Annotated in this window: 9 protein-coding genes; 5 read left to right on the forward strand and 4 right to left on the reverse strand. The window is 66.5% G+C overall.

Features of this window, described 5'->3' with window-relative positions; genetic code table 11:
* Positions 1-3 precede the first annotated feature (3 nt).
* A complete protein-coding gene (locus tag L6D89_RS30610) occupies positions 4-531 on the reverse strand; it encodes a cysteine hydrolase family protein (RefSeq protein ID WP_236202145.1) in 528 nt (175 codons plus the stop codon).
* A gap of 149 nt (positions 532-680) precedes the next feature.
* Here L6D89_RS30610 and pqqF point away from each other — a divergent pair, with 149 nt between their 5' ends.
* The 5 genes from pqqF to nahK all read left to right on the forward strand — a co-directional run bounded on the left by pqqF (position 681) and on the right by nahK (position 9,211).
* Positions 681-2,972: a pyrroloquinoline quinone biosynthesis protein PqqF gene (gene pqqF / locus L6D89_RS30615; RefSeq protein ID WP_236202146.1), complete on the forward strand. Its 2,292-nt coding sequence runs from the start codon at positions 681-683 to the stop codon at positions 2,970-2,972.
* A gap of 302 nt (positions 2,973-3,274) precedes the next feature.
* The gene (locus L6D89_RS30620) at positions 3,275-4,477 is read left to right on the forward strand and encodes a porin family protein (RefSeq protein WP_236174906.1); all 1,203 of its coding nucleotides are present in this window, start codon (positions 3,275-3,277) and stop codon (positions 4,475-4,477) included.
* An 84-nt stretch (positions 4,478-4,561) separates the two neighbouring features.
* A complete protein-coding gene (locus L6D89_RS30625; protein WP_236202147.1) occupies positions 4,562-4,954 on the forward strand; it encodes a hypothetical protein in 393 nt (130 codons plus the stop codon).
* 542 nt (positions 4,955-5,496) lie between these two features.
* The gene (gene nosP / locus L6D89_RS30630) at positions 5,497-6,654 is read left to right on the forward strand and encodes a nitric oxide-sensing protein NosP (protein WP_236174908.1); all 1,158 of its coding nucleotides are present in this window, start codon (positions 5,497-5,499) and stop codon (positions 6,652-6,654) included.
* Entirely contained in the window at positions 6,584-9,211 is a 2,628-nt protein-coding gene (nahK, locus tag L6D89_RS30635; protein ID WP_236174909.1) for a hybrid sensor histidine kinase/response regulator NahK/ErcS', read from the forward strand. Before nosP ends, nahK begins: the two co-directional genes overlap by 71 nt.
* 288 nt (positions 9,212-9,499) lie before the next feature.
* On the opposite strand, the gene L6D89_RS30640 is transcribed toward nahK, so the two are convergent.
* Genes L6D89_RS30640 through L6D89_RS30650 form a run of 3 tightly spaced genes read right to left on the reverse strand, consistent with a single transcriptional unit; the run spans position 9,500 to position 11,699 of the window.
* Positions 9,500-10,369, reverse strand: coding sequence for a DMT family transporter (locus tag L6D89_RS30640; protein ID WP_236174910.1), 870 nt, complete (start codon positions 10,367-10,369; stop codon positions 9,500-9,502).
* Between the two features lie 45 nt (positions 10,370-10,414).
* Positions 10,415-11,080 (reverse strand): response regulator AgmR, encoded by a 666-nt coding sequence (gene agmR / locus L6D89_RS30645; protein ID WP_024764454.1) that lies wholly within the window; start codon positions 11,078-11,080, stop codon positions 10,415-10,417.
* A gap of 43 nt (positions 11,081-11,123) precedes the next feature.
* Positions 11,124-11,699 carry a PQQ-dependent catabolism-associated CXXCW motif protein gene (locus tag L6D89_RS30650; protein ID WP_236202148.1) on the reverse strand — a complete coding sequence of 192 codons (576 nt, stop codon included), beginning with the start codon at positions 11,697-11,699 and terminating at the stop codon, positions 11,124-11,126.
* Between the last annotated feature and the right edge of the window lie 17 nt (positions 11,700-11,716).

Below are 11,716 nucleotides of genomic sequence, written 5' to 3' on the forward strand. Positions count from 1 at the left end.
CGCTCAGAAATGTACCTCGGCGGCCGGGACCACCCGTGCGCGCTTGCCGAAGCTGCTGATGCTGCCCAGCAGCGCATTGTGGTGCGCGGTGATCTGCGCGGCGCTGAGCACGGCGTTGTCGACGGTGGAGTGGGCATCGCCCACCAGCGTCACGCTGTAACCCTGGGCCAGGGCGCGGCGGGTAGTGGTGTCGACGCAGTAGTCGCTTTGCAGGCCGCAGATCACCAGGTGATCGATGCCGCGCGATTGCAGCAGCTCGGCCAGCCCGGTACGCAGGAAGGAGTCCGGGGTGGTCTTGCGCACCTTCAGGTCGGAATCATCGATGAGCAGACGCGTTTCCAGCTGCCAGCCGGCGCTGCCATACTGCAGGTCATCGTCTTCGTGCTGCACCAGCAGCACCGGCACGCTGGCCTCCCGCGCTGCACGGCTGATGTTGTTGATGCGCTGCAGGACGTTGTCGATGTCGAAACAGGCAGAGTCGCCGGTACACAGGTCGGACTGGACATCGATGATCAGCAGGGCGGTGCTCATGGCAGACAATTCCGTGGCTGGAGTGGAGGCGGAAATGGTAGCGGGCAAGCTGCCCCAGGCCAATGCCGGCACGTATTTGCTGCCAAAGCCGTATTCCGCTTTGCCGCGCCTTGGGCGATGGTGAGCGCCATGAACCGGACCGGATGCCGATGAACAGCCACCCCGCCAAGACCCTGACTCTCGCCAACGGCCTGCGCGCCACCGTCGTCCACAGCCCTGGCGCCAGCCGTGCCGCCGCGCTGTTGCGCATCGCCCGTGGCAGCCATGACGAACCGCAAGCCTTCCCCGGCCTTGCGCATTTCGTCGAGCACCTGCTGTTCCTCTGTGGCGAGACCTTCGTCGAGTCCGAGCGGCTGATGCCCTGGGTGCAGGCGCGCGGTGGACGGGTCAATGCCAGCACCCGCGCGCGGCATACCGACTACTTCTTCGAAGTGCCGGCAGATGAGCTCAGCGGCGGGCTGGCCCGTCTGCTGGACATGCTCGCGCGGCCGCGCCTGGATGAAGCCGTACAGGTCGCCGAACGCGATGTGCTGGAAGCCGAGTTCCTCGCGCGTGGTCGCGACCCCGACACCCTGATCGACGCTGCACTGGCGCTGGCCGTGGCACCGGGGCACCCATTGGGGCGTTTCGTCGCCGGCCGGCGCGACACCCTGAAGGTGGAAAGCGCCGAGTTCCAGCAGGCCCTGCGCGACTTCATTCGTGCCAGCCAGGCAGGCGCTGCGCTGGAACTCTGGTTGCAGGGCCCGCAAGAGCTGGACGAACTGGCGGCACTGGTGCAGCGCGAAGCGGCCGTGTTCGCGCCGGGTACGGTTGCCGAAGGCAGCAGTGAGGAATCGCTGCTGCCGCTGGCCGGCCATGAGTTGCGGCTGCGTTTGCCCGGCGCTCCGCGACTGATCCTGGCCTTCGCCCTGGACGGCATGGCGGGCGAGGGTGGTGCGCTGCTGCAGCAACTGCAGGGTTGGCTGGCCGACGAGGCGCCCGGTTCGCTGCTCGCCTGCCTGGGGCAGAACGGCCTGGCCGACAGTGCCCGTGCGCGCCTGAGCCGCTTCGCCAACGGCCAGGCATTGCTGCGCTTCGATTTCGAATTGGCCGAGGCTGCCAGCGCCGACCTCGTCGAGTCGGCCTTCCTTGCCTGGCTGGAGGCACTGCGCAAGTTGCCGCCGGAGGCTCTCGCCGCTGCGCCGGTCGATGCGCCAAGCGCGGTGCTGGAGCAACTGCAGCGCCGCGCGCGCGGCGAGCAGTCGTCGAACTGGCTCGGCCAGCTGCAGGCATCGCGGATGATCCGCCTGCTTGCCTCGGAGTCGCTGCCAGGCGAGTCGATCACCTCGGCGGGCTTCACGCTCGATGTCACGCGTAGTCCGCAGCGCAGCGTCGAACCTCGGCGTGGCGAGGCCTGGTCCTTTGCTCCGATACAGTCCCCCGGCGAGGCGGAGCCCGCAGCGCTGTACCTGCGCTGGCGCTTCGCGCAGGCGCCGGGGCGGCAGGCTTTCCTCGCTGCCCGCCAGGCCCTGCGGCCGCTGGCTGGCGCCGCGCGCCACGACGGCGCGGTGCTGCGTCTGGATGCCCTGGAAAGTGATTGGGCGCTGATGCTCTGCGGTGCGAAGAAGCCGCTCGCCGAGCTGGCCGAGAGCGCGATCCAGGCCCTCCAGCATCCCCCTGCTGCGGTGCTGGCGCAGGGTGAGCGCCTGCTCGCCGCCGAGCGCCGGCGCCGCGAAGGGGAAATGCCGATCCGCCAGTTGCTCGACCTGTTGCCGCAGGTGCTCGGCGGAGACAGTGCCGCGCTGCCGGACTGGTCGGCCGCCCACTGGGATGCCCTGACCCTGGGCATCGAGTTGCCCGACACCCTGGCGGGTTATTCCAGCACCAGTCCGCTGCCACCGCGCAGCGGACCACCCGGCCGTCACCGCCAGGTGCTGGAGCTGCCGGGCGAAGCGGCGCTGTTGCTGTTCTGCCCACTGGCGTCGCGCTCGGCGGCGGACGAAGCCGCGTGGCGCCTGCTGGCCCGCGTGCTGGAGCCGGCGTTCCTCCACTGGCTGCGTGGCGAGCGGCAACTGGCCTATGCGCTGTACTGCGGTTTCCGCCAGGTAGGCATGCGCCGCGGCATTCTCTTCGCCGTGCAGTCGCCGCTGCTGTCGGCGGTGGAGTTGCAGGCCGAGGTGGACAGCTTCCTCTTCCGCCAGGGCGAGGCCCTGCTGCGCATCGACCCGCAGCGCGTCGACAGCCTGCGTGTGCCACTGGCTGCGGAGCTGGCTCGCGCGCCTGGCGACTTCTCCGAGCGCCTGCAGCAGGTCTGGAACGATCAGCTGGCGGGTGTCGGGCCAGCGCACCAGGCGACCATGGCCCGCGCCCTCGGAAGCCTTGGCGCCACCGAGTTGCGCGCCGCGCATTCGAGCCTGACCTGCGCCCAGGGCGGCCACTGGCTGCTGCTCAGCCACGCCTGATCCTCGTACTTCGGCACGAAGGTGGCGTCCGCCAGGCGCTGCCCGGGCGACTTTTGCCTTACGCCTCCGGTGCTGTCCCAAGGTACTGCTCCTCGGTAGGGGGCCGGCGGTAGCGAGTGCCCGCGACCTTCGCCGCGAACCCGAGGTCGGAGCAGTCGCAGAGCCTTGCGCAGCGCTCCCGCGAGACCTTCGCAAGGCCTGTGCAAGCAGCGCCAAGGCAGCGTATGGCGAAGCCATGGGCGTTTCGATAATCGCCTCCGACACGACTGACCCACAGTCGATCCATCCACCCGGAGAGCGCCATGAACAAGAACAACATCGCCGTCCGCCGCCAGCTCCTGCCGCTGGCATTGGCCACCCTGGCCCTGTCTTCAGCGTCGAGCGGGGCTCGCGCCGACATCCTGTTGTACGACAAGGACGACACCACTTTCTCCACCGACGGCTACTTCAATGCCTTCTACGTCAACAGCGACGTCGACCGTAACGGTGAAACCTACGACCGTCGCCAGTCACGGGTGAAGATGGGCTTCCTGCCGAACTACATCGGCTTCAATTTCGGCAAGAAGATCGATGGCCTGACCCTTACCGGGCGCTCCTCGTTCTGGGTCACCATCAACGACAGCGAGCAGGACGGCACCGACACTGCCATCGACGTCCGTCAGTTCTACGGCAATGTCGCCGGCGACTGGGGCGAGGTGCTGATCGGCAAGGACTTCGGCCTGTTCTCGCGCTCCAACATCTTCCTCGACGAACTGCTCGCCGGCTTCGGCAACGCCAGCGATACCCTCGGCCTGGTGGACGGCAAGGGCGTGTCGTTCGGCAACATCGGCACCGGCTACCCGTACCCGTTCCCGACCTCGCAGATCACCTACCGCAACAACAGCTTGGTGGAAGGGCTGCACGTCGCCGTCGGCATCATGGACCCGATCGATACCAACCAGATCGACAAGGACGCCAGCGACGGCCTCGACGACAAGGCCTACCAGGACAACCCACGCTACGAAAGCGAGATCAGCTACCAGTTCGATGTCGGCGGGGCGAAGATCTACAGCTGGGTCAACGGCGCCTACCAGACCTCGAAGAACACCAACGACGAAGTCGACAGCGTGACCTCCAAGGGCCTGGGCTATGGCCTCCAGGCAAAGATCGGCGGCTTCTCGCTGACCGGTTCGGGCTTCACCGCCAAGGGCATCAACCCGTTCTTCACCAACAACGCCGGCGAAGCCGCGCTGCGTGAAGTCGACAGCCGCGGCGTGCTGCTGCAGGGCTCCTACAGCTGGGGCAAGAACCGCGTGGCGCTGTCCACCGGCGAGACCCGCGACGACGGCAACGGCCTGGGCAGCGCGGCAGACTACTCCACCAAGGGCATCGCCTACTTCCGCAGCATCAACGACAACCTCAAGCTGGTGGCCGAGTACAACGTCTACGAGATCGACGGCCGCAAGGGCTCCACCGTCAGCGAGGACACCGACACCTTCGCGGTGGGCGCCGTCCTCAACTGGTAACTGCGCAAACTCCTTTGGCTCGATTTCGGCGGGTTGGCACAGCGTGCCGCCCGCCTTTTTTCTTCACTTCAAGGAAGGCTCGTCATGATCGGATTGTGGAGCGCGTACGCGCAGACTTACCTGCTGGTCCTGTCCATCGCTACCACCCTGGTGTTCGCCTTGCCCATCTTCCTGGTGCCGCTGCTGTGGGCGCGGCTGATGCAGTGGCAGTTGCCGGAGCACACCGATCTTGCGGTGTATTTCGGGCGCTGCCTGGGGGCGTTCATCCTTATCGTCGAAGCCCTGATGCTGCGCGCGGCGCTGACCGGCGAGGCGCTGGCGACCACTTTCGAGGTGCTGGCGGCGGTGGCGGGGTTCATGGTGGTGGTGCACATCTACGGCGCGCTGCGCAGGATTCAGCCGTGGACGGAGACGGTGGAAACGGGGTTCTACGCCGTGATGCTGGTACTGACGTTGCTGTTCTGGCCGATGGGCTAACGCTGGCAGGGCCCGCTCCTGGGGGCCTGACAAGTAGCGTCATTGCTCTGGCTCATGAAGTCTTCCAGAGAAACATCCGCGCGCTCCGGAGTGCCCCTTTCAGGAGGTCGAAGGTGATCGGAGTTTCAGGGGTTGAGCGACATGGATGTCGCGAGAGCCACGATGGGCCATGGATGGCCCTTCGTGGCGGGCCCCTGAAACTCCGAGGAACCGAGGGTATTTTTCGCGAAGCGAAAAACCGGATGTAGGGGCGAGCCCTTTGGTTACTTTCTGGCGTTTGAGAAAGTAACTCGCCCGAGGGGGCGAAACACTGAGCCCGCGCGTACGCAAAAGCGGCGCCGAAATACCCAAGCTCCAGGCATCGCAATTGGAAAGCCCGACGCTGACTCGAGGGAGCGCCTCAAGCGCGTGATCGCGGGTGCGGCCCGCTCCTACAGACATCCCGCTACTTTCGGATAGACCCGCCGCGACCCAAGTAGCATGGGGCCTGCTCCAGCCGCTTCGTAGAATGCCAGCGTCGATATCCTGACTGGGCGTACGCCATGCACGAAACACAAGGAGTCGTTCGCGGCATGTCCGATGCGCGCGACGTCGAGGCGGTTGCCCAGGACCTGGCGCGCCAGTTGATCCACCCCAATCTCGGTTTCGTGCTGTTCTTCTGTTCCGCCGAATACGACCTGCCGGCGCTGGCCGCCGCGCTGGAACAGTATTTCGGTGGCATCGACCTGGCCGGTTGCACCACTGCCGGCGAGATCACCCCGCAGGGCTATGGGCGTGGCTGCGTCAGCGCCGTGGGCTTCGACCTGCGCAGCTTCGCCATCTCCTGCGCGCTGGTGGACGAGATGGAGCGCTTCAGCCTGATCGACGCCCAGCAGATGGTCGAATCCCTGGTGGCCGACTGCCGCAGTGCAGGGCTCGCGCCAATCAAGGACCACAGTTTCGCCCTGACCCTGCTCGACGGCCTCTCCAGTCGCGAGGAAGTGGTGCTCGCCGCGCTCAGTGCCGCCCTTGGCGCCATTCCGCATTTCGGTGGCTCGGCCGGTGACGACAACCACCTGACCCACACCCACGTCTATTACCAGGGCCAGTTCCACACCGGCGCGGCAGTGGTGGTGCTGTTCAACACCTGGCTGGACTTCGAGGTGTTCACCACCCACCACGTGCTGCCCAGCGAAGAGAAACTGGTGGTCACCCGCGCCGACAGCGACAGCCGTCGGGTGCTGGAACTCAACGCCGAACCGGCCGCCCTGGAGTTCGCCCGGCTGGTCGGCGTGCCGCTGGAGCAGCTGGATTTCTCGCTGTTCCCGGCGCACCCGCTGGCGGTGCGGGTGCGCGACCAGTACTACGTGCGCTCGATCCAGCAGGTCAACGATGACCTCAGCCTGACTTTCTATTGCGCGGTGGAGAACGGCATCGTTCTCACCGCCATGAGCACCGGCCCTCTGCTGCCGGGGCTGCAGGCGCAATTCCAGCGCCTGCATGAGCGCCTCGGCCCGCCATTGCTGACCATCGGCTGCGATTGCTTCCTGCGTCGCCTGGAACTGGAAGTGGCCGGCGATACCGAACCCACCGCCGAGTTTCTCCGCCGCCAGCAGGTGATCGGCTTCAACACCTACGGGGAACAATTCAATGGCATGCATATCAACCAGACCTTCACCGGTGTCGCCATTGGCCGTCCTCGGGGCAACGCCGGAGGCTGAACTGCGCGCGCGGATCGACGAGCTGCAGCGCGACAACCACAAGCTGCAGCGGATCAACGCGGCGCTGATCGAGCGCGTGGAGTCCGCGACGTCCCGCGGCGACAACGCCTACGGCGCCTTCCAGCATTCGGTGGTGCTCGCCGAGCAGGTGCGTGAGCGCACCGATGCGCTGAGCGAAGCCATGGTCGAACTGAAGTCCAGCAACCAGTTGCTCAGCGACGCGCGCCTGCGCGCCGAGACCGCGCACCAGCACCTGCTGGATGCCATCGAAAGCATCTCCGACGCCTTTGTGCTGTTCGACCCACAGCAGCGCATCGTGCTCTACAACGAGCGTTTCCGTGCGTTCTGGGCGCAGACCCGTGCCCGTGTCGGCGCCGGCACGCGCCTGAGCGAAGTGCGGCGGCTGGCGCAGAGCAGCGGGCTGATCGTCGAGGAACAGCGCAGCAACGATGACGAGCACACCCTTTACCGCCTGCGCAATGACCGTTGGGTGCGCGTGACCGAGCGGCCGACCCGCGACGGCGGGCTGGTGGTGCTCTACAGCGATATCACCGAGATCAAGCAGAACGAGATGGCTCGCCGCGAGCAGGCAGTGGCGCAGAAGTCGCACCTGTTGCAGCGCGCCGTGGACAACCTGTCCCAGGGCGTGGCCATGGTCGGTGCCGATGGTGCGCTGGAGCTGTGGAACCGGCGCTTCCTCGAACTTTGCGGGCTGGCGCCGATCGAGGCGCACCGGCCCTTCGCCGAGGTCATGGCGGAAAGCGAACTGCCGCTGTTGACGCCGCGCAGCCGCGCAGGCAAAGGCGAGGCGGACGGGGTGATCGAGCAGCGCCTGTTCGACGGCCGCATGCTGGAGATTCGCACCCACGCCTTGCCCACCGGCGGTTTCGTCAACACCTTCACCGACATTACCGAGCGCTATCGCCACGCCGAGGCATTGCGTGAAAGTGAACGCTGGATTCGCCTGATCACCGACCAGGTGCCGGCGCTGATCGCCTACCTGACCGCCGACCTCGACTACGACTTCACCAACAAGGTCTACGAGGAGTGGTACCGCTGGCCCAGCGGCTCGATGCTCGGGCGCAACCTGCGCGAGGTGCATGGCGCCGAGCATTGCCAGCGCCTGGAGCCGTACTTCGAGCGCGCGCTGTCGGGAGAAAGCGTCACCTTCGAGATCGCCGAGACCAACCTTGCCGGGCAGGAGCGCTACATGCAGCGCTCCTACGTGCCCAACCGCCAGGCCGACGGCACGGTAAGCGGGCTGTTCGTGCTGATCCGCGATATCACCGAGCGCCGCCGCACCGCCGAGGCGCTGCACCAGGCCTACCAGAACCTGGAGCAACGGGTACGCGAACGCACCGCCGAGCTGACCAGCCTCAACGACCAGCTCAAGCGCGAGATCGACGAGCGCAGCCAGGTCGAGGGGCGGCTGCGCGAGGCCAAGCGCGAGGCGGAGCAGGCCAACCTGTCGAAGACCAAGTTCCTCGCCGCGGTCAGCCATGACCTGCTGCAGCCGCTGAATGCTGCCCGGTTGTTCACCAGTGCCCTGCAGGAGCGCAGTGGCGAAGCGCTGGTGCGCAACATCAGCCAGTCGCTGGAAGACGTGGAGACGCTGCTCGGCACCCTGGTGGACATCTCCAAGCTGGATGCCGGGGTGATCAAGCCGGACATCGCCTCGTTCGAGGTCAGCGAACTGCTCGGCAACCTCGCCGCCGAATACCGCCAGGTGGCCGCCAGCGAAGGCCTGGCGCTGGACTTCGTGCCCTGCGGCGCCCAGGTGCGCAGCGATATCCAGTTGCTGGCGCGGATTCTGCGCAACCTGCTGACCAACGCCATTCGCTACACGCCTGCCGGGCGCGTGCTGCTGGGCTGTCGGCGACGCCGGCACAGCCTGTGGATCGAGGTCTGGGACACCGGCGTGGGGATCGCCGGCGACAAGCTCGGCGAGATATTCCAGGAGTTCAAGCGCGGCGATGTGCAGCGCTTGCATCAGGATCGCGGGTTGGGCCTGGGCCTGGCCATCGTCGAGAAGATTGCGCGCATGCTCGGCCATCGCATCCAGGTGGACTCGGTGCCGGGCAAGGGTTCGCGCTTCGCCATCGAAGTGCCCCTGGCGCGCCGCGTCGCGCGCAGCGCGCCGGAACCGGAGCGCACTGCCGACGATCTGGTGGAACGCCTGCGCGGCTCCCGGGTTTGGGTGCTGGATAACGATGCATCGATCTGCGCCGGTATGCGCACGCTGCTGGAAACCTGGGGTTGCCAGGTCGTGACGGCGCTGTCGGAGGAGGACCTGGCGCGGCAGGTGGACAACTTCCATGCCGAGTCGGATTTGCTGATCGTCGATTACCACCTCGACGATGGCCTGAACGGCGTCGACGCCGTGGCCTCGATCAACGCCCGCCGCGGTACACCGCTGCCGGCGCTGATGATCACCGCCAACTACAGCAACGAGCTGAAGCAGCAGGTCCGCGAGCTGGGGCACACCTTGATGCACAAGCCGGTGCGGCCGATGAAGCTGAAGACCGCGCTGTGCCATCTGATCGATAGCGCCCACTGAGGCGGCGCGGACGCCTTTTTGTAGGAGCGGACTCTATCCGTGATGTCCTCCGGCGTGATGCGGACCTATCGCGGACGGAGTCCGCTCCTACAAGATCAGAAGCCTGGCGGCGCGCCCGCTCCTACAAGGAGAAAGTCCGGATCGGGCACGCTAAGCCACGGGAGCTGCGTAGGATGGGTGGAGCCTAGGCGATACCCATGCTGTAAGTGCACCAGATCGATGGGTATCGCTGCGCTCCACGCCATCCTACGTAGAGACATGCACCGGAAGCTCGGGTGTTGGACGCCTCTAAGCTTTGGTTGGTGCCAGAGGGGTTGGAGCGCGCACCTTGGCCAGCAGGATCAGCGCGATGCCGCCGAGCACGGCCAGCGACACCATGGCCAGGCGCAGGCTGATTGCCTCGCCGAGCAGCACGGCGCCGGAAAGGGCGGCGAGAATGGGTACGCTCAACTGCACCGAAGCGCCCTGGATGGCCGACAGGCCCGGTAGCGCGCTGTACCAGATGGCGTAGCCGATCCCCGAGGCCACTGCGCCGGAGAGTACGGCATAGACGGCGCCGATGCTGTCCACCCGCAGATCGGAATGGAAGAACGCCGCCAGCAGCGCGGCGAAGGCGATGGCGCGCACGAAGTTGCCGGTGCTGATCGCCAGCGGATCGCTGCCGGTGCGCCCAAGCAGCGAGTACAGCCCCCAGGCCACGCCGGAGAGCAGCATCAGCAGGGCCCCCGCCAGCGGCGGAGCGCTCGCACTGGGCAGCAGTTGCACGAGCAAGCCACCCAGCGCCAGGAGGAAACCGAGCAGGGCTTGCCCGCGCAGGCTTTCGCCACGCAGCAGGCCGACCACGATCATGGTCACCTGTACCGCGCCGAACAGCAGCAGCGCGCCGGTGCCTGCGTCCAGTTGCACGTAGGCGTAGGAGAACGCCGCGGCGTAGACGAACAGCGCTGCCGCTGCGCGCCAGTTGCCGCCTTCGCGGGCGGCGCGGCGGCGCAGTCTGAGCAGCAGGGCGAGCATCAGCGCGCCCGAGAAGATGCGGATGCCGGTGAAGCTCACCGCATCGATACTGGTGGCTTTCAGGGCCAGGCGACAGAGGATCGAGTTGCCGGCAAAGGCGATCATCGCCAGGCCGGTGAGGCTCAGGGTGCGGGTGGAGGGCATCGAGTGGTTCCCGGTAGCGGTCTCGTTGGCACGGTGGGGCAGGGTTCAGCGACGCAGGTAGGCGGCAAAGTCGATGTCTCCGGCACAGAGGATCGCCTGCACGCGATTGTGCACCTTCAGCTTGCGCAGGATGGCGGAGACGTGGGCTTTCACCGTGGTTTCGGCGATCTCCAGGTTGTAGGCGATCTGCTTGTTCGATTCGCCCTTGGTCATCCGCTCCAGCACCAGCAACTGCTTGCGGGTCAGCGCCTGCAGCAGTTCCGGCGGGATGCTGTGGTCCTCCTGGCCGCTGCGGCGCGGCGAGGACTTCTGCGTGCGGATGATGTCCGATGGCAGGTAGACGTTGCCGTTGAGAATCTGCTCGATGGCCTCGGTCATCTGCACGCGTGGCGAGGATTTGGTGATGAAGCCCACCGCGCCGTAGGTGATGGCCTGCAGGACCACCTGTTTGTCCTGCTCGGCGGAGACGATCACCACCGGGATGGTCGGCGCCTCGTTACGCAGGCTCATCAGGCCGTTGAGGCCGTGCATGCCGGGCATGTTCAGGTCGAGCAGGATCAGGTCGAGATCGTCGTGTTCCTGGGTCAGGCCCAGGGCGCTGTCGAGGTCGGCGGTTTCCATCACTTCGCTGCCGGGGAAGCCGTCGGCGATGACGTTGTGGATCGCCTCGCGGAACAGCGGGTGATCGTCGGCGATCAGGATCTTGTACATGGCCTGCACCTCGTTGTTGTCGTTATGGGTGGTGATCGCAAAGTTATTTCACAGGTTGCGGCTGGGCGTCCTGCAGGGGCAGTCCTGCCTGTTCCCAGGCGTCGATACCGTCACGGTACCAGTAGAGGTTGCTGTAGCCCAGCGCATGTGCGCGGCGAATGGCGTTCCAGCTCATCCAGCAGTCGGAGCGGCAGTAGAACACCAGTGGGCGCCGGGCGTCGCCTTCGGCGAGGCGGGCGAGGTTCTGCTCGAAATAGGCCTGCCACTGCGGCTCCAGGGTGCCGGTGCCGACATTGGCCAGCCACAGGCTGCCGGGCAGGTTGCGGTGCTTTTCGTCCTCGACGAACTGGCCGTTGAGGAAGGTGCGGCGGTAAACGTCCACCAGCCGGGTTTGTGGCTCACGCTTGAGCAGGGCTTGCAGGGCGGAAGTATCGAGGGTAGTGGCGTGCTCGGCGGAAGGCGGCGTCGGGCTGCGGTACTGGGCCTGGCGATAGCCGTCGGCGGAAAACAGCGGCGCATCCTCGGCCTGCGCGGTCGGCAGCGCGAGGGTCAGGCTGAGCAGGCACGCGGCGAGGCAGCCGCTCGCGTGGCCATTCAGGGCAGAAGCAAGGCGAGGCATGGCGGTATCTCTGATAG

The organism is Pseudomonas pseudonitroreducens (genome assembly GCF_021603645.1).
GTDB lineage: Bacteria > Pseudomonadota > Gammaproteobacteria > Pseudomonadales > Pseudomonadaceae > Pseudomonas > Pseudomonas pseudonitroreducens.

Excerpts from the sequence above, each read along its gene's own strand:
- nahK (WP_236174909.1), top strand. The coding sequence starts at position 6,584 with ATGGCATGCATATCAACCAGACCTTCACCGGTGTCGCCATTGGCCGTC.
- L6D89_RS30620 (WP_236174906.1), top strand. The coding sequence starts at position 3,275 with ATGAACAAGAACAACATCGCCGTCCGCCGCCAGCTCCTGCCGCTGGCA.
- nosP (WP_236174908.1), top strand. The coding sequence starts at position 5,497 with ATGCACGAAACACAAGGAGTCGTTCGCGGCATGTCCGATGCGCGCGAC.
- pqqF (WP_236202146.1), top strand. The coding sequence starts at position 681 with ATGAACAGCCACCCCGCCAAGACCCTGACTCTCGCCAACGGCCTGCGC.
- L6D89_RS30640 (WP_236174910.1), bottom strand. The coding sequence starts at position 10,369 with ATGCCCTCCACCCGCACCCTGAGCCTCACCGGCCTGGCGATGATCGCC.
- agmR (WP_024764454.1), bottom strand. The coding sequence starts at position 11,080 with ATGTACAAGATCCTGATCGCCGACGATCACCCGCTGTTCCGCGAGGCG.
- L6D89_RS30650 (WP_236202148.1), bottom strand. The coding sequence starts at position 11,699 with ATGCCTCGCCTTGCTTCTGCCCTGAATGGCCACGCGAGCGGCTGCCTC.
- L6D89_RS30625 (WP_236202147.1), top strand. The coding sequence starts at position 4,562 with ATGATCGGATTGTGGAGCGCGTACGCGCAGACTTACCTGCTGGTCCTG.
- L6D89_RS30610 (WP_236202145.1), bottom strand. The coding sequence starts at position 531 with ATGAGCACCGCCCTGCTGATCATCGATGTCCAGTCCGACCTGTGTACC.